This is a genomic window from Kitasatospora sp. NPDC036993 (genome assembly GCF_055607525.1).
In genome coordinates this window covers 58,631-76,539 of record NZ_JBVJRP010000013.1, presented here as the reverse complement: position 1 = coordinate 76,539, position 17,909 = coordinate 58,631, and the positions used below count along the sequence as shown (strand labels likewise).

Genomic DNA, 17,909 nt, shown 5'->3' with positions numbered 1-17,909 from the left:
CCTCCCGGGGGGTGCGCGGCGGCCGGAACGAGGGTACTGCTCCCTGTGCACGGGTGGCGGCATCGTTTCGGTCATGTCAATTCGTGCGAGACGTTGTGCTATTCCATTGGGGTGTCAGTCGTTCCTACACTGAAGCCCCGCCGCACGGGGGCTGCGGGAGGCAGGTTGCCGACGGGCCCGGGGGAGGCGCGTGTGACTGACCGGGGCTGGGACGAGGACGACGCCCGGCCGTACTTCTTCCTCTCCTACGCGCACACCCCCAAGGCCGGCGCGCGGGGCGCGAGCGATCCGAACCACTGGGTCAGGCAGCTGTACCGGGACCTCTGCGAGGCGGTGCTCCAGCTCACCACCGTCCCGGACGGGGTCGCGGTCGGCTTCATGGACGAGTCCATGCACCAGGGCGAACTGTGGGCCGAACGACTGTCCGACGAGTTGGCCTCGTGCCGGGTATTCGTACCCCTCTACTCCCCGAGGTACTTCAACAGCGTTCCGTGCGGCCAGGAATGGCACGCCTTCACCCGTCGCCCGGTCTACCCGGCGAACCTCGACTCCGAGCGCACCAGCGGCATCGTCCCGGTGCTGTGGGCGCCGATGAGCCGCTACCGGCTGCCGAACGTGGCCGGTGAACTCCAGTTCAACCACGCGAGTTTCGGACCCGAGTACGCCACCGAGGGCCTGTACGCGCTGATGAAGCTCAGCTACTTCCGCGCCGCCTACGAGCTGGCCGTGCACCGGCTGGCGGCCCGGATCGTGCAGGTCGCGGAGGAGACGGTGATCCCGGTCGGGCGCCGCCTCGAATTCAACACGCTCCCCAGCGCGTTCAACGTCACCGCCCCGACCAAACAGCTGCGGATCTCGGTACTCGCCTACCACCGGGGCGAGTTGCCGGACGACCGCAGCCCCGACTACTACGGCGAGCGGCGCACCGACTGGCATCCGTACCGGCCGGTCGGCTCGCCGATCGCGCAGCACGCGGCCCGGCTGGCCAGGCAGCTGGGGTTCCAGCCGACCGTGCACGAGTTCGACGAGGAGGTCGAGTCGATCATCGGAGGCAGCGCCGAGGCGCCCGGCCTGCTGCTGCTCGACCGGTGGGCGCTGCGCGACCCGCGCCGGCGCGAGCTGGTCCGGCGCTTCGACCGCTCGGACGCCACCTGGGTGAGCATCCTGGAGCCGTTCAACGGCGACGACCCGGAGTGCGGCGAACGCGCGGACGAACTGGGAGAGTTGAGCGACGAGACGCTGCGCATCACCCGGCGGGCGAGCCGGCCGAGCTTCCTCGGCGCCATCGGCCCGACCGGCGGGCTGCACACGCTGGAGGACTTCGACGACGCGCTGCCCAGGGCGGCGATGAAGGCCAAGTACGCCTTCGAGGGCCGCACCAGGGCCGAACCGGAGGAACCGCCGCCGCCCCGGCCGAGCCTGCGGGACGCGTTCCGGCGGGCAGGGGGCGGGTACGGACCGGACGGGGCCCCGGTGGATCCCTTCGACGAGGACCAGGACGCCGACGGAAGCGGCAGAACCAACGGCAACGGAAGCGGCAACGGGAACGGCAACGGCCGCACCACCCGCCGGAGCCGGACCAACGGCGACGACCCGTACGGAGAGCAGGCCCCGCACCGAGAGCAGGCCCCGCACCGAGAGCAGGCCCCGCACCGAGAGCACGACCCGTACCGCGAGCAGACCCCGTACCGCGACGACGGCGATGAACCCGATGACGGGATGGCGCCCCTGGGAGGAAGAGGACCGCGATGAGCGAGCGAAGCCGGCGAATCATCGAAGGGCGCGCGTCTCACGAACCGACCGCCGAGCGCAGCGAGGTGTCCGCATGAGCGACAACCGCACCAGGAACCTCCGCCTCGGCGGCATCACCCCCGCCGACCTCGCCGCCCAGCGGGAGACCGAGCGGCGCGCGGCGGAGCAGGACCGCAACGGCCGGATCATCACCTTCTACTCGTACAAGGGCGGCACCGGCCGCACCATGGCGCTGGCCAACACCGCCTGGATCCTGGCCGCCAACGGCTTCCGGGTGCTCACCGTGGACTGGGACCTGGAGGCGCCCGGCCTCGCCAAGTTCTTCCACCCGTTCCTCGACCCGGCCTCGCTGGCCGGCACCACCGGCATGATGGACCTGATCGCCGAGTACCGCGAGGAGGCGCTGCGCCCGGTCGAGCACGCCGAGGGCTGGCACCTGGACTTCGCCCGGGTGCACCCGCACGCGCTCTCGCTCACCTGGCAGCACTTCCCGGCCGGCGGCAGCCTGGACTTCCTCTCCGCGGGCCAGTTCAACCGCGACTACTCCGAGGCCGTCACCCACCTCGACTGGGACATCTTCTACGACCGCTTCGACGGCGGGCAGTTCTTCGACGCCCTCAAGGCCGACATGACCAAGCGGTACGACTACGTGCTGATCGACTCGCGCACCGGCCTGTCCGACATCGCCGAGATCTGCACCGTCCAGATGCCCGACGACCTGGTGGTCTGCTTCACCCTCAGCGACCAGTCCATCGACGGGGCCTCCCGGATCGCCCAGCACATCCACGACCGCTACCGCGAGCGCGGCATCCGCATCCTGCCCGTGCCGATGCGCATCGACGAGGGCGAGAAGGAGAAGGCGGACGCCGGCCGGGCCCTCGCCCGGGTCCGCTTCGACGGCCTGCCCTCCGGCCTGAACGGCGAGGAACTCGCCCAGTACTGGGGCCAGGTGGAGATCCCGTACCGGCCGTTCTACGCCTACGAGGAGATCCTCGCGACCTTCGGCGACCAGACCGGCACGCCCACCTCGATGCTGGCCGCCTGCGAGCGGCTCACCTCGAAGATCACCGAGGGCCGGGCCCGCTCGCTGCCGGTGCTGGACGAGGAGCTGCGGCTGCGCTACGTGGACGCCTTCACCCGCCGCCGCCCCTCCGTGCCCGCCGACCTCTACCTCTCCTACGTCCCCGAGGACCGGATGTGGGCGGACTGGATCGAGTCCGTCCTGACCAGGGCCGGCTTCCGGGTGCTGCCGCGCGACCTCAGCGCCGGCACCGACCCGCGCGAGGAGACCGAGCGCGGCATCGACTCCGCGTACCGGACGGTCGCCGTGCTCTCGCCCGCCTACCAGCGCTCCCCGCAGGCGAGGGCACTGTGGGAGTCGGTGGTCAGCTCCGACCCCTCCGGCACCCGGCGCCAGCTGCTGCCCATCCGGGTCGGCGACGTGCGCCTGACGGCGCCGTTCAGCAACCGCAACCCGGTCGACCTGGTCGGCCGCGACGAGGCGCAGTCGGTCCAGAGCCTGCTGCGCGCGCTGGACCGCGGCGACGTGGCGCTCGGCGACGCGCCCAGCGGTGGCCCGCGCTTCCCCGGCAGCAAGCCCTCGGTGTGGGACGTCCCGCCGCGCAACCCCTCCTTCACCGGCCGCGCCGCCGTCCTGGAGCAGCTGCGCAACCAGCTGCGCGGCGGCATGGCGGCCGTGCTGCCCACCCCGCAGACGCTGTACGGGCTCGGCGGCGTCGGCAAGACCCAGGTGGCGCTGGAGTACGCCCACCGCTTCATGTCCGACTACGACCTGGTCTGGTGGATCGACGCCGAGCAGATCGAACTGGTCGCCCCGGCGCTCGCCGAACTCGCCCGCCGGCTGGGCCTGCGGGTCGGCGACTCGGTCACCGAGGCCGCCGAGGCGGCCAGGGAGGCGCTGCGGCGCGGCGTGCCGACCTCGCGCTGGCTGCTGATCTTCGACAACGCCGACGAGCCCGCCGAGATCCGCCGGTTCTTCCCCGGCGGCTCCGGCCACATCCTGGTGACCTCCCGCAACCAGGCCTGGACCGGGCACGCCGAGGCGCTGGAGGTCGACGTCTTCACCCGCGGCGAGAGCGTCGAGCACCTGTGCCGGCGCGCCCGCAGCCTCTCCCGCCCGGACGCCGACCGGGTCGCCGAGGCCGTCGGCGACCTGCCGCTGGCCGTCGAGGTGGCCGCCGCCTGGCTGGACACCACCGGCACCCCGGTGGAGACCTACGTCACCCAGCTGCACGCCGAGGCCGCCCGCGCGCTGGCCGTCGGCCGCCCGGCCGACTACCCGACCCCGGTCGCCGCGACCTGGAACGTGTCGATCGGACGGCTGCGCCAGCAGTCCCCGGCGGCCGTCCGGCTGCTCCAGCTCTGCGCGTTCTTCGCCCCCGAGCCGATCTCGATGAACCTGTTCTACAGCGACCAGATGATCCGGGCGCTGGTGAAGTTCGACGCCGACCTCAGCGACAAGTTCATGCTGGGCAAGGTGATCCAGGCGATCGGCCGGTACGCGCTGGCCAAGGTCGACGCCGGCAGCAACAGCTTCCAGGTGCACCGGCTCGTCCAGGCGGTGATCCGGGCCGGGATGAGCGACGACGAGCAGGAGATCGCCGTCCACGAGGTGCATCGCATCCTCACCGGCGCCAGGCCCGTCCTCGGCGACACCGACGACCCGGCCAACTGGCCCGCCTTCGACGAGATCTGGCCGCACCTGTCGCCCTCCAAGGCGCACAACTGCGACGAGGCGGACACCCGCCAGCTGCTCATCGACCGGGTCCGCTACCTGTGGAAGCGCGGCGAACTCGACCGCGCCCGCGACCTCGGCCACGCCCTGGACGTGGAGTGGACCGGCAAGCTCGGCGAGGACGACCGGCAGACCCTGCTGCTGCGCTTCCAGCTCGCCAACGTGCTGCGCTCCCAGGGCAACTACGGCGAGGCGCTGGCCCTGGACGAGGACACCCTGGAACGCCAGCGGGCACTGCTCGGCGAGCACCACCCGTACACCCTGATGACGGCCGGCTCGCTCGGCGCCGACCGCCGCGCGCTCGGCCGCTTCCAGGCCGCCCTCGACCTCGACCGCGAGATCCTCGACCAGTTCCGCGAACTGTTCGGCGACGACAACCCGCGCACCCTCTCCATGGCGAACAACCTGGCCATCGACCACCGGCTCGTCGGTGACAGCGAAGCCGCCCGCGAACTCGACCAGGAGACCCTCGACCGGCGCACCGCCGTCCTCGGCCCCAAACACCCCTACACCCTCTCCACCAAGTCCAACCTCGCCCGCGACCTGCGCGAACTCGGCGACTACCGCGGCTCCGTGAACCTCCTCCAGGAAGTCACCTCCGACCTCGGCGACGTCCTCGACCCCGACCTGCCCGAGAACCTGCGCAACGCCAAGTCCCTCGCCGTCTCGCTGCGCCGGATCGGCCAGCTCGCCGAGGCCCGCCGGATCACCAAGGAGACCTACGAGCGCTACCTGGAGCGCTACGGCGCGGACGCCCCCGACGCGCTCGCCTGCGCGCTCAACCTGGCCGCCGACCACAGCGCCTCCGGCGACAAGGAGGCCGCCCGCGACCTCTGCTCCACCGTGTTCGAGGGCCACCGGCGGCTGTTCGGCGACGAGCACCCGTTCACCCTGGCCTGCGCCAACAACCTCGGCATCTACCTGCGGGGCAGCGGCGACGTCCAGGGCGCCATCGAGCGCGGCCGGCTCACCGTCGACGGGCTGACCCGCTCGGTCGGGCAGGAGCACCCGTACACCCTCAACGCGATGATCAACCTGGCCAACGCCTACGGGGACGACGGGCAGATGGAGCGCGCCGAACGGCTCGGCCGGGCCGCCTACCAGGGGCTGTGCGGCCGCTACAGCGCCGAGCACCCGGACGCGGTGGCCTGCGAGGCCAACCTGGCGATCACCCTGCGGGCGGCGGGCCGGCACACCCAGGCCGCCGAACTGCGGGCCAGGGCGATCTCCGAGCTGATCCGGCAGTTCGGCGAGGAGCACCCCAACACGGTCTCCGCGCGCGGCTGGAAGCGGATCAACCGGGACCTGGAACCGCAGCCGGTCTGACCGGGAAGGGGCGGAGGTACGCTGCGGAACCATGATCGAGCAGACCCCGCCCCCGCCCCCGGTCCTGGTCACCCGGCGCCTCGCCCCCGGCGTCGTCGAACGGCTCACCGCGCACCACGCCGTCACCTGTCACGACTCCGACCTGGCGATGGACCGGGCCGGGCTGCTGGCCGCCGTCCGCGGCCGGCGGGCCGTGATCACCACCCTGGACGACCGGGTGGACGCCGAGTTCCTGGACGCGGCCGGGCCGCGGCTGGCCGTCGTCGCCAACCACGCCGTCGGCTACCACAACGTGGACGTGGCCGCCTGCGCCGAACGCGGCGTCCTGGTCACCAACACCCCCGGCGTGCTCACCACCGCCACCGCCGACATGGCCTGGGCGCTGCTGCTGGCCGCCACCCGCCGGCTCGGCGAGGGCGAGCGGCTGCTGCGCGCCGGCACCCCCTGGACCTGGGCGCCGAACTTCCTGCTCGGCCTGGAGCTGGCCGGCACCCCGCTGGGCGTGCTCGGGATGGGCCGGATCGGGCAGGCGGTGGCCCGCCGGGCCCGCGCCTTCGACATGCCCGTCAGCTACCACAACCGCCGCGAGCTGCCGCCCGAGGAGGCCGGGGACGCCGGCTGGAAGCCGCTGGAGGAACTGCTCGCCACCTCCACCGTGCTGGTCGTCACCTGCCCGTTCAGCGCGGAGACCCGGCACCTGCTGGACGCCCGCAGGCTCGCCCTGCTGCCGCGCGGCGCGGTGGTGGTCAGCATGACCGCGGGCGTGGTGGACGAGGAGGCGCTGGCCGCCGCGCTGGAGTCCGGCGCGCTGTTCGCCGCCGCCGTGGACAACTTCGAGCACGAGCCGGCCGTCCCGTCCGCGCTGCTCGCCCAGGAGCGCGCGGTGCTCGCCCCGCACCTGGGCAGCGCCACCGTCCGCACCCGGCAGGCGATGGGCGGCCTGGCGGTGGACAACGTGCTGGCGGTGCTGGACGGCGGCGAGCCGCTGACGCCGGTGAAGCCCTGACGCCGGTGAAGCCCTGACCCGGGGGCGTGCTCAGCCCGCCGCCCAGGCCAGCGCGGTGGTCATCACCCGGAACGCCCCGAAGTGCGCGGCGCCGGGCTCCAGGAACAGCTCGGCGCCCGGGATGTGGTCGGCCAGCCAGCGGGAGTGGTCGACCGGCGAGAACTGGTCGTCCGCGCCGTGCCAGAGCCAGGTCGGCACCCGGACCGAGCCGACCTCGAACCCCCAGTCGGCGGTGAAGGCCAGCACGTCGTCGATCCAGCCGTCGGCGCCGTGCCGGAACGCCTCCCGGTAGTTGCTCTGGAGCATCCGCCGCAGCCCGCTGTCGGCCACCACCTCCCGGTCGGCGGCGGAGAGTTCGGTGCGCAGGCCGTTCAGCAGCCGGACCGGGTCGTCCTTGATCTGCCGGGAGCGGAACTCCATCGCGTCGGCGATCCGGCCGTGCCCGCGCTCGGCCTCCCGGTACGCGCGGACGTTGGACGGGGTCATCCCCGCGTACCAGTCCAGGCCGGCCGCGGTGCGCGGCGCGAGGCCGACCAGCACCGCGGCCCGGCTGACCCGCTCCGGCAGCAGCGCCGCGCAGGCCAGCGCGTGCGGGCCGCCGCCGGAGCGGCCGAGCACCGCGAAGCTCTCCAGCCCGAACTCGTCCGCGATGGTCCGCACGTCCGCGGCGGCCGCGCTCACCCGGCGGCCGAGCAGCCGGGTCGAGTCGCCGTAACCGGGCCGGTCGTACGAGATCAGCCGGACGCCCAGCCGGTACAGCACGGTGCTGCGCGGGTGCGGGCCGACCCGGCTGCCGGGCATGCCGTGCAGCAGGAACACCGGCCGGCCGCGCGGGTCGCCGAGGGACTCGACGGCGAGCGTGCGGTCCTCCGCCGTTTTGACCATCCGTAACGACACCTGCGGCCTCCTCAGGGTTCCGGGTCGGTTGCGTGCTCCCGGTCGGTGGTGGTGCGCACCTCCCGGCGGGCCTGCCAGGTGGTGTGCTCCCGGGAGATCGCGTCCTCGGCGTCCCGGGCCAGGCGGGCCCAGGTCTCCTCGGCCTCCGGCGACTCCAGGTCCAGCCGGGCGAGCTGGTGCTGGATCTGCGCCAGCTCCTCGGCGGCCAGGGCGTACGCGGCGGCCAGCGGCCGGTACTGGCGCAGCTGCGCCCAGGCGGTGACTGAGGCGGCCACCGCCGAGACCGTGCCCAGCGCGTCGTAGCCGAACGCGCCGAGCGCCCGCAGCACGGCGAGCACCAGGCCGAGCGCGGGCAGCAGCACGCCCAGCACCCCGGCCCAGTGGCCGGCCCGGGCGCAGTAGCGGGCCTTGGCGCGGTACCAGTCGTGCTGCAGCTGGATCCGCTCGGCCAGGTACACCTCGCGGCGCACCGCCAGCGGCTGCCCGCGCAGGTCGCGCATGGTCCGGGTGATCTCCACCCCGCCCTCGGGGACGGTCACCGGGCTGTCCCGGAAGGCGCCGAGCACCCGGGCGAGCTGGAAGCGGTACAGGCCCTCGGCGTCCGGCAGGGCGCGCGGCGGCGGCTGGTAGGCGTCGGCCCCGACCGCGTACTTCCAGGCCAGCGTCTTCACCGACTCGGCGGCCGCCCGGCCCTCGTACCAGAGGCCCTGCGGGTTCTGCCGGCTGACCACCACCGCCAGCGCGATCGCGCCGAGGTAGGCCGCCGCCGCCGGCCAGGCCCAGGGCTCGCCGTCGGCCGAGCCGGTCGCGGCGGCGACCACCAGCAGGACCAGCTCCCAGGCGGAGAGCAGGACCGAACGCCGCTGTCCGCGCAGCGAGGCCGAGTCGGCGGCCCAGAAGAACTCGGGCAGCAGGGCCCGCTCGTTCACCCACCCGGTCCGTCCCGCAACAGACGCCATGTTCGGCCCCCACCAGTCGCTCCGGTCGCACCGCTCTCCTGCCCCCGGCGGCTCGCCGGTACGCCTGGGGACGGCCGGGGCGGCCGGATGTGGCCGGGAAGCCCCGGTGGTTTGTCCGGTACTCCCCGTGTTCGGTCCGGTACCCAGCGTGCGGAGTGGTGGTGGGGGGCGTGCGGCGGCCGGCGGGTGTGCGCGGGCGGCCGGCGGGCCCGGCCGGGGCGGGTCAGTGGGTGTAGAAGACCCGCTCGGCGTTCTCGGCCATCTGCTTGGCGTTCCACTCGGTGCCGCCGGGGACGTTGCCGGAGCGGAACAGCGGCGGCGCGGGGCACTCCCCGGCGGCCGCCCGGTCGGCCAGCCGGCCGACCGCGGAGGCGACCACGGCCTGCATCAGCGCGCTGGTCACGATGGTGGAGACCGGGCCGAAGGTGGTCTCGGCGCCCGGGTGGGTCAGCTCGCCGTCGCCGACCGCGATCTTGCTGTCCAGCACCACGTCGCAGTGGTCCTTCAGGTAGGTGCCGGTCGGGTGCGCCGAGGACACCTCCTCCGGGTACGCCAGCGAGGTCACGCCGACCACCTTGAGGCCGCGGTCCCTGGCGTACCTGGCCAGCTCGACCGGCATCACCTGGCGGCCGGAGAGCGAGATCACGAACAGCAGGTCCCCGGTGGTCGCCGGGGTCAGGTCCAGGGTCGCGGTGGCCAGCCCGGAGACCCGCTCCAGGGCGCTGGACAGCGGCGCGGGCATCACCGTCACCCCGGCCACCCCGGGGACGTTCAGCAGGTTCACCGGGACCAGCCCGCCGGCCCGGTAGACCACGTCCTGGGCCGGCAGCGCGGAGTGTCCGGCGCCGAAGGTGAAGACCCGGCGGCCCTCGGCCATCGCCTCCGCGAGCAGCGCGGCGGCGGCTTCGATGGTGTCGGCCTCCTCCTCGCGGACCCGCTGGAGGTGGGCGATCGCGGCGTCGAAGTACCTGCCGACCAGGTCGTTCATCTGGTGCCTTCGCTCTCTGCCGGTGGGGGATCCGGCCGGGTGGGGTGGTCCGGGTGGTCCAGACCGCCGGTGGAGAAAGCTTCGGCGAGCACGGTCGCGCCCCGGCGGCATCGTTGTCAACAGGAACAAAATCGGGACCCCTCGGACCGGGGGCGCGCCCGATTGTCGGTCCGGTGCGTCAGAATTGGCGGTGAGTACACCGAAGAACGGAGCCAGCGGCGATGTCTGGGCTGATCGACACCACTGAGATGTACCTCCGCACCATCCTGGAGCTGGAGGAGGAAGGCATCGTCCCGATGCGCGCCCGCATCGCGGAGCGCCTGGAACAGAGCGGTCCCACGGTCAGCCAGACGGTAGGCCGGATGGAACGCGACGGGCTGCTCCAGGTCGCGGGGGACCGCCACCTCGAACTGACCGAGGAGGGCCGCCGGCTCGCGGTGCGCGTCATGCGCAAGCACCGCATCGCCGAGTGCCTGCTCGTCGACGTGATCGGCCTGGAGTGGGAGCAGGTGCACGAGGAGGCCTGCCGCTGGGAGCACGTGATGAGCGAGACGGTCGAGCGCAAGGTGCTCGCCATGCTCGGCCACCCCACCCAGTCGCCGTACGGCAACCCGATCCCGGGCCTGGACGAGCTGGGCGACACCAAGGCCGAGGGCGAGGGCTTCGACGCCGGGCTCGTCCCGCTGGACACCGTCAAGCCGGGCGACGCCGGGGCCGACGTGGTGGTCCGCCGGATCGGCGAGCCGATCCAGACCGACAGCGCGCTGATGAGCACCCTGCGCCGGGCCGGGGTCCGGCCGGGCTCCACGGTCAAGGTGAGCGCCGGGGTCGGCGGCGTGCTGGTCGGCACCGGGGAGAACGCGGCGGAGCTGGGCAAGGACATCGCCCAGCACGTCTTCGTCGCCCAGGCCTGAGCCCGCACCTCGCCGGTACGGCGAACCGGTAGGGCGAACCGGTACGGCGAAGGGGCCCGCGTCCCCGTGGCGCGGGCCCCTTCGTCCTCCCCGTTCCCTCCCGTTCCCCTCCGCCCCTCCCGCTTCCCCTCCGTCGCCGCCGCCCGGCTTCCCCGTCCGAGCGTCCCTGTCGGCGTCCCCACACATCGCAATTCCTCCCCTCGGCCGATCATGGCAATCCTTGAGTGCTGTCACTCGTACGAGGGGCTTCTCCGTCTGACCAGCGGGTACACGGAGGCCTTATCCGGACATGCGTGTGACGGGCCCCGTCTCCGGTGGGGGACAAGGCCCGTCACGCACGCGCGTGGTGTCGCGCGGAGCGCGCCCTCACCCGATCGGCGGAGGGCGCCGTTGTGGGGGCCGGCCGGGGCCGGCCCGGCTCAGCCCACCGGGGCCGGCCGGGCGGCCCGGAACGAGGGCGCCTCGCGGCCGCAGGCGTACGCGAGCGGACCGATCAGTTCGGCGGCGTCCGGCAGCCAGCGGTTGAGCGCGGAGGGGGAGCGGGCCCACTGGGCGTACCCCAGGGAGCCGATCCGGGACGGCGGGGCGACCGTCCAGTCCCCCTCGCCGCGGGCGACCAGGTCCAGCCGGCCGGCCGACCGGCCGAGCCTGCGGAGCATCTCGGGGAGCCTGGCCGCGGCCCCGGGCAGCACCAGGAAGTGCAGCCGCCGCCCGATCCGCCCGGGCGCGGCGGGCTGGACCGCCACCGGGCCGAGCTGGAGGTCCATCCGCTCCATCCGGGCGAGCGCCAGGCAGCCGGCCGCCTCCGGGACGTCCAGGACGTCGAACGACCGCCCGGTGGGCAGCAGGATCGACGCCTGCGGCCGCTCGGTCCACCAGTGCCGCACCGCACCGGGGCCGGCGCTGGCCTGCCGCGCCCAGTCCGGGTCCAGCGGGTGGGCGCCGGGCAGCGTGCAGCGCGGGTCGCCGCAGGAGCAGCGGACGCCCCCGTCGCCGTCGACCGGCCAGGTGCCGGGCGCCACCTCCCAGTGGCGGTGCGCGGCGTAGCCGACGGCTTCGGCGAGTAAGGGGGGCGGGGTGGCCTTCTCGTTCCGGCCCGAGGCTTCGGGGATGTTTTCCACGGGGTGCTCAACTACCGTGTGTGAGGCTGGTTACGGCCCGATGACGCCCGGTCGGGTGTATCCGGGGGATGTCACCCGTTCCGGTTAGTCGACCGAGTTGGTGGGGTCGAGGGCAGGCGCAGCGGGGGCGCACGGGAGCATTTCCCAGGGCGCAAGGGGGGTGCGGTTCGTCACCGTGGGTATCCCGCTGGCGTTGCTGATCGCTAACCTGGTGTCAGATTCCTTGGACGGTCGGACAGTCGGCAACAGATCAGCAGAATCGTCGCCCGCCGGCCGGGGCCGGAGGGTGTGGGGAGGCGAAGCCCAATGGCCGCGAGACCACTCGTCGCACGACAGCCCAACGAGCGTCTGCAGCAACTGATCCAGGAGGCCAGCTGCTCCAACGCCGGCCTGGCCAGGAGGGTCAACCTCTGTGGCGCCGAGCACGGGCTGGACCTTCGGTACGACAAGACCTCGGTGGCCCGCTGGCTGCGCGGGCAGCAGCCGCGCGGGCAGGCGCCGGCCGTGATCGCCGAGGCCCTGGGCCGCAAGCTCGGCCGCAGCGTGTCGGTCGAGGAGATCGGCATGGCGGACGGCAAGAACCTGAGCTCCGGCATCGGGCTCCAGTTCGCGCCGACCATCGGCGCCGCCCTGGAGCAGGTTTGCGAGCTGTGGCGCAGCGACGTCGGCCGGCGGGACTTCCTGACCGGGGCGACGGTCGCCGCCTCCGCGCTGGTGGAGCCCAGCCGGGACTGGCTGATCACCCCGCCGGACCCGGTGGTGGCGCGGGCCGGCGGCCCCAGGGTCGGTCCGACCGACGTGGCCGCGATCAGGGCGACCACCGCGATGCTGGTCGACCTGGACCACCGCTTCGGCAGCGGCCATGTGCGCCCGGTGGTGGTGCACTACCTCAACTCGGTGGTCTCCGGCCTGCTCGGCGGCGCCTACCGGGAGGAGACCGGCCGCCAACTCTTCGCCGCGGTGGCCAGGTTGACCGAACTGGCCGGCTACATGGCGGTGGACACCGGGCAGCCGGGGCTCGCCCAGCGCTACTACATCCAGGCGCTGCGGCTCGCCCAGGCCGCCGACGACCGCGGCTACGGCGGCTACGTGCTGGCCGCCTCGATGAGCCACCTGGCCGCCACCCTCGGCAACCCGCGCGAGATCGCCCAACTCGCCCGCGCCGCCCAGGAAGGCGCCCGGTCGGTGGCCACCCCGACGGCGATGGCGATGTTCTACGCCGCCGAGGCCCGCGGCCACGCCCTGCTCGGCGACGCCCGCTCCTGCGAGGCGGTGTCGGCCAGGGCCCTGGAGATGATGGAGAAGCGCCGCCCGGAGGACGACCCGGACTGGATCGCCCACTTCGACGACGCCTACCTCGCGGACGAGCTGGCCCACTGCCACCGGGACCTGGAACAGGCGGGCCAGGCCGAGCACTACGCCCGGCGGGCGCTCGACCTGCACCCGCCGACCCGGGTCCGGCGCCGCGCGGTGGACCTGGTGCTGCTGGCCACCGCCCAGCTCCAGCAGCGGGACCTGGAACGCGCCTGCGAGACGGGCGCCCAGGCGGTCCGGCTGCTGAGCGGGCTGCGCTCCAACCGGGGCGTGGAGTACCTGGACGAGTTCCGCCGCCGGCTGGAGCCGTACCGGGAGCAGCGGGTGGTCCGGGAGTTCCACGCCAGAGCGGACGCCGAGGCGGCGTAGGTCCGGGGGCGGCCCGGGCCCGGCCAGGACCCGGGGCGGCCGCGGATCGTCTGTGCAGGGAGCGTGACGGATGTCCCGCCCACGTGGTCACCCGGCGAGGCGAACCGGTAGCGTGGGCGCGACGTCCAAGGAACTGTGATGCTCCCAAGAACCGACGAGATGTGGTCCGCCGTCAGTGCGCGGTCCTGCACAGGTGAGGAATCGCGTTGAGTCAGCGCCGCTCGTACCCGAACTCCGGTGACTTCAACCTGGACGACCTGTTCCGCCCCGAGCCCGCCGGCCCGCAGGGGCAGCCAGGCCAGCAGCAGGGCCAGCCGCAGGGCCACTCGGCCGTGCCGCCGGTGGGACAGCCGTCCGGGCAGCCGGAGTACCTCGGTGAGGGCGGGCCCGCGCTGCCGACCCAGGCCATGCCCGCCCAGCCGGCCCCGTGGGGCGCTCCGCAGCCCGGGTACGGCGCTCCGCAGCCGGGGTACGGCGCTCCGCAGCCCGACCAGGCCCCGGAGACCCAGCACCTGCCGCCGTACCCGGGCGGCGACCCGCAGGCGGCCGGCCACCCCGCGGCGCAGCCCCGGTACGGCTACCCGCCCGCGCCGGCCCAGCCCGGCTACCAGCAGCAGCCCGCGCCCGGCTACCAGGCCTATCCGCAGGCCGCGCAGCCGCAGCAGGCCTACCCGGCCCAGGACTACCACCAGGGCTATGCCCCGGAGCAGGGGCAGGACTACGGCCAGGGCGCCGGCCAGGGATACGACCAGGGGTACGACACGACCAGGGCGGGCGGGTCCGGGCGCGGCGGAAGCCGGTCCACCAAGCTGGTCATCGGCGGCGTGGTGGCGGGCTGTGCGGCGGCCGGCATCCTGGTCGCCGTCCTGATGGGCGGCGACGAGCCCGCCAAGGACGACAAGACCACCCCGGTGGCCGCCGCGAGCACCGGCGCCACCACCCCCGCGAAGGCGAGCGCCAGCGGCTCCGGCGCGGCCGTCGACCCGGACGTCAAGGCCCAGGCGCAGCCGCTGTCGGACCTGCTGGGCACCGCGAGCGACAGCCGCAGCTCGGTGGTCTCCGCGGTCGCCTCGGTGCAGAAGTGCGACAAGCTGCCCGAGTCCCAGCAGGCCCTGACCGCCGCGGCCGGCAAGCGGCGCGAGCTCCAGGGCAAGCTCGGCCAGCTGAAGACCGACAAGCTGCCCGGCGGTCAGCAGCTGGTGGAGCAGCTCAACGCGGCCTGGACGGCCTCGGCCCAGGCCGACGACGAGTACGCGGCCTGGGCGCAGGACGCGCAGGGCTCCTGCGACGCCAAGAAGCAGGACAACCCGCACTACAAGAACGCCGTGCAGGCCAGCGGCACCGCGACCACCGCGAAGAAGCAGGCCTCCACCCTCTGGAACACGATCGCAGCCCAGAGTGGACTGCCCAACCGGAGCGACGGCGACCTGTGAGCGACGGGACGGAGGGGGGACGGGCCGCGCGGCCCGTCCCCCCTCCGCCGGGCGTTCCGCGTCAGGCCGGCGGACGGCCCCCGGTGAGCGCCCAGCGGATGTCCACGAAGCCCGGCTGCTGCAAGGTCATCCGGCCGTTCCTGACCACCTGGTAGGTGACCCAGGTGTTGACCAGCCGCGGCGAGCCGCCACTGGGCAGCATGTTGGTGGTGCCCCAGTTCAGCGGCGGGGTGATCCCGACGTCGATGCCCTCGCCGCTGTCCAGCATCGAGGAGACCGCCTTCGGGGTGACCGGCTTGCCGCCCTCCGCCAGCTTCTGCACCACTGTCCTGAACACCTCGTACGCGACCCAGGTGGTCTGCACGCCCGGGTCGGCGACGTCGATGGGGTGCCCGCCGGTGGTGTCGGTGCGCACCACCGCGCGCAGCCCGTCCCAGATCTTCGCCGACTCCGGCGGGTACCAGCTGGTGACGTAGGCGCCGCCGAGCGGGCCGGTGTCGCCGCCGGTGGAGTCCACCACCGACTGCTGGACGCTGCCGATCACCGAGGCGATCCGGGTGTTCTTCGGGTTCAGCCGGCGGTAGGAGTCCAGCAGGTTGCCGGTCGGCTCGGCGGCCAGGGCGCTGGTGACGCAGTTGCCCGGCTCGTCCTTGCCGATCGCCTTGCGGGCCACCGGGCTGTAGTCGGAGGACTGCTCGGGAGCCTTGACGTCCGTCAGCCTGATCCCGGCCGGCCGCAGCGCGGTGCCCAGGTAGCCGAGCAGGTTGTCGCCGGCCGGGGTGTCGGGCCGGACCAGGGCGACGGACTTGCAGCCGGCGTCCACCAGTTGGCGGCCGTTGCCCGCGATCAGGGCGGGCATGCCGCCGGACACCGGGTAGGACAGCGGGCTGGAGAACTCCGGCTGGGAGAGCCCGTAGCCGCCGATCAGCGGGATGCCGGCGCGCTCCAGCACCGGCATGAACGCCTCGCCCCACTGGCTGTAGGAGCCGATCACGGCGGACACCTTGGAGTCCACCGCCTGCTGGGCGCAGGCGCGGGCACCGTCCGCGGTGTTGTGCTCGTTGCAGGTGATCACTCGCAGCCGGTGGCCGTTCAGGCCGCCCTTGGTGTTGACGTCCTGGCTGATGGCGGAGGCGAGCGCGGTCATGCCCGGCCGGTCGGCGCTGCCGGTGCCGGCCGGGGCCCAGGTCATCACGGCGATCTCGCTGCCGCTGGTGGAGGCATCGGCCGGTCCGCCGCACGCGGAGGCCGAGAAGAGGGTGGGGAGCAGCACCGCGGCGGTGGCGGCGGCTGCGATCGGGCGACGGCGTCGCCCGAGCTGGGGACGGCCCTGGAACGAGTCCCTTCGGGTGGTCATCGGTATTCCCTCTCTGGGCGCACTCCGGCGCACCGGAGACAGCCAAGCCCCGGCGCCGCAAGCCGAGAGGGCCGAAGTGCGAACGGACGGCGAACGGACGCCGAACTCCGGCGGGGGACGCGTGTAGATCGCGAGTGGAGTACGAACGGACGGGGAACGTACGATCGTTCACCATGTCCGCCAGCACAGATTCTTCGCACCGGTCCGCCCGAAACCCTTCTCGTCCGGGCCACCGCTCCAGCACGATGGGCGGCATGCCGCTCAACGACCTGCCCTGGTGGCGCTGGCGAGCCCGACTGCGCTCGGCGCTGCACATGCTGTCCGACCCCGCTTTCCAGCAGGAGACCTGGCTGACCGGACGGGAGGGCTACGGGGACGTGACCGACGCCGTGTACCGGCTGGTCGAGGACACCTGGCTGGACCGCTGGTCCGCCGAGAAGTACATCGGCACGATCCTCCGGGACTCCGCCGAGGCCGCGCTGGTGGACGTCGCGGTGCTGCGGGCCGTGCAGATGCTGCACGAGGTCGGTGCGGACGCCCCCGCCTCCGCCTACCTCGGCCACCCCGGCTGGCCGGAGACCGTCCGGGCCGCCCGGGAGGCGCACGTGACGCTGGCCGCGGGCGACGGGGAGGACCCGGACGCGGCACCCAAGTCGCTGGACGTGCTGCGCATCCTCACCCGGGTCTGAGGCCCGGCGCCGGGCGGGACGGCGGCCGGTCGCGGCCGTCCCGCAGTACGGGCAGCGGGGCGACGGTTGTCCGGGATGTGACACGCTGGACCGTCCACCCACGCCACGACCCAGGACGGATACCCCCAGTGGAACAGCAGCCGGCCAGCGCCCAGTACGTCCTCACGCTGTCCTGCCCCGACAAGCAGGGCATCGTCCACGCTGTCTCCAGCTACCTCTTCATGACCGGCTGCAACATCATCGACAGCCAGCAGTTCGGGGACGGCGACAGCGGGCTCTTCTTCATGCGGGTGCACTTCTCCGCCGCCGAGCCGGTCACCGCGGACAAGCTGCGGGCCAGTTTCGCCGCGATCGGGGCGTCCTTCGGGATGGACTGGCAGATCCACCCGACCGAGCAGCGGATGCGGATCGTGCTCATGGTCAGCAAGTTCGGGCACTGCCTGAACGACCTGCTCTACCGCACCCGGATCGGCGCCCTGCCGGTGGAGATCGCCGCGGTGGTCTCCAACCACACCGACCTGCGGGACCTGACCGAGAGCTACGGCGTCCCCTTCCACCACATCCCGGTCACCAAGGACACCAAGGCCGAGGCCGAGCAGCGGCTGCTCGACCTGGTCGCCGAGGAGAACGTCGAACTGGTCGTGCTGGCCCGCTACATGCAGGTGCTCTCCGACCGGCTGTGCACCGAGCTGTCCGGCCGGGTGATCAACATCCACCACTCCTTCCTGCCGAGCTTCAAGGGCGCCAAGCCGTACCACCAGGCGCACGCGCGCGGCGTGAAGCTGATCGGCGCCACCGCGCACTACGTCACCGCCGACCTGGACGAGGGCCCGATCATCGAGCAGGAGGTGGCCCGGGTCACCCACGACGTCAGCCCGGACCAGCTGGTCGCGCTCGGCCGGGACGTGGAGTGCCAGGCGCTGGCCCGCGCGGTCAAGTGGCACAGCGAGCACCGGGTGCTGCTGGACGGGACCCGTACGGTCGTCTTCGCCTAGACCGGGGCCCGGGCCCCGCGGCTCGCGCCTCAGG

Annotated in this window: 13 protein-coding genes; 8 read left to right on the top strand and 5 right to left on the bottom strand. The window is 73.4% G+C overall.

Annotated features, from left to right (window positions below):
* Positions 1-192: 192 nt before the first annotated feature.
* The 3 genes from ACZ7C5_RS26580 (at position 193) to ACZ7C5_RS26570 (ending at position 6,839) form a co-directional block, all read left to right on the top strand.
* Entirely contained in the window at positions 193-1,752 is a 1,560-nt protein-coding gene (locus ACZ7C5_RS26580; protein WP_401088791.1) for a TIR-like protein FxsC, read from the top strand.
* A 73-nt stretch (positions 1,753-1,825) separates the two neighbouring features.
* Complete coding sequence (gene fxsT, locus ACZ7C5_RS26575; RefSeq protein ID WP_401088793.1) at positions 1,826-5,833, top strand: FxSxx-COOH system tetratricopeptide repeat protein; 4,008 nt, start codon at positions 1,826-1,828, stop codon at positions 5,831-5,833.
* A 31-nt stretch (positions 5,834-5,864) separates the two neighbouring features.
* Positions 5,865-6,839: a 2-hydroxyacid dehydrogenase gene (locus ACZ7C5_RS26570; RefSeq protein ID WP_401088794.1), complete on the top strand. Its 975-nt coding sequence runs from the start codon at positions 5,865-5,867 to the stop codon at positions 6,837-6,839.
* Positions 6,840-6,869: 30 nt separating this feature from the next.
* Here the strand turns inward: ACZ7C5_RS26570 and ACZ7C5_RS26565 are convergent, their stop codons facing one another.
* The 3 genes from ACZ7C5_RS26565 to ACZ7C5_RS26555 all read right to left on the bottom strand — a co-directional run bounded on the left by ACZ7C5_RS26565 (position 6,870) and on the right by ACZ7C5_RS26555 (position 9,683).
* Positions 6,870-7,724, bottom strand: a complete 855-nt coding sequence (locus ACZ7C5_RS26565) for an alpha/beta fold hydrolase (RefSeq protein WP_401088902.1) — start codon at positions 7,722-7,724, stop codon at positions 6,870-6,872.
* Positions 7,725-7,747: 23 nt separating this feature from the next.
* Positions 7,748-8,665, bottom strand: coding sequence for a DUF4231 domain-containing protein (locus ACZ7C5_RS26560; RefSeq protein ID WP_401088796.1), 918 nt, complete (start codon positions 8,663-8,665; stop codon positions 7,748-7,750).
* A gap of 253 nt (positions 8,666-8,918) precedes the next feature.
* The gene (locus tag ACZ7C5_RS26555; protein WP_401088798.1) at positions 8,919-9,683 is read right to left on the bottom strand and encodes a sugar isomerase domain-containing protein; all 765 of its coding nucleotides are present in this window, start codon (positions 9,681-9,683) and stop codon (positions 8,919-8,921) included.
* 221 nt (positions 9,684-9,904) lie between these two features.
* Here ACZ7C5_RS26555 and ACZ7C5_RS26550 point away from each other — a divergent pair, with 221 nt between their 5' ends.
* Positions 9,905-10,597, top strand: coding sequence for a metal-dependent transcriptional regulator (locus ACZ7C5_RS26550; protein WP_401088800.1), 693 nt, complete (start codon positions 9,905-9,907; stop codon positions 10,595-10,597).
* Between the two features lie 419 nt (positions 10,598-11,016).
* On the opposite strand, the gene ACZ7C5_RS26545 is transcribed toward ACZ7C5_RS26550, so the two are convergent.
* On the bottom strand, positions 11,017-11,718 hold the full coding sequence (locus ACZ7C5_RS26545; RefSeq protein ID WP_401088802.1) for a bifunctional DNA primase/polymerase: 702 nt from the start codon (positions 11,716-11,718) through the stop codon (positions 11,017-11,019).
* Positions 11,719-12,024: 306 nt separating this feature from the next.
* Here ACZ7C5_RS26545 and ACZ7C5_RS26540 point away from each other — a divergent pair, with 306 nt between their 5' ends.
* On the top strand, positions 12,025-13,401 hold the full coding sequence (locus ACZ7C5_RS26540; protein WP_188295709.1) for a tetratricopeptide repeat protein: 1,377 nt from the start codon (positions 12,025-12,027) through the stop codon (positions 13,399-13,401).
* 206 nt (positions 13,402-13,607) lie between these two features.
* Entirely contained in the window at positions 13,608-14,834 is a 1,227-nt protein-coding gene (locus ACZ7C5_RS26535; protein WP_401088805.1) for a hypothetical protein, read from the top strand.
* A gap of 61 nt (positions 14,835-14,895) precedes the next feature.
* Here ACZ7C5_RS26535 and ACZ7C5_RS26530 read toward each other — a convergent pair whose 3' ends face one another.
* Positions 14,896-16,191: an ABC transporter substrate-binding protein gene (locus ACZ7C5_RS26530; RefSeq protein ID WP_401088807.1), complete on the bottom strand. Its 1,296-nt coding sequence runs from the start codon at positions 16,189-16,191 to the stop codon at positions 14,896-14,898.
* Positions 16,192-16,445: 254 nt separating this feature from the next.
* Here ACZ7C5_RS26530 and ACZ7C5_RS26525 point away from each other — a divergent pair, with 254 nt between their 5' ends.
* Complete coding sequence (locus tag ACZ7C5_RS26525) at positions 16,446-16,880, top strand: SCO4402 family protein (RefSeq protein ID WP_470323598.1); 435 nt, start codon at positions 16,446-16,448, stop codon at positions 16,878-16,880.
* A gap of 128 nt (positions 16,881-17,008) precedes the next feature.
* A complete protein-coding gene (gene purU / locus ACZ7C5_RS26520) occupies positions 17,009-17,875 on the top strand; it encodes a formyltetrahydrofolate deformylase (protein ID WP_401088811.1) in 867 nt (288 codons plus the stop codon).
* Positions 17,876-17,909 lie beyond the last annotated feature (34 nt).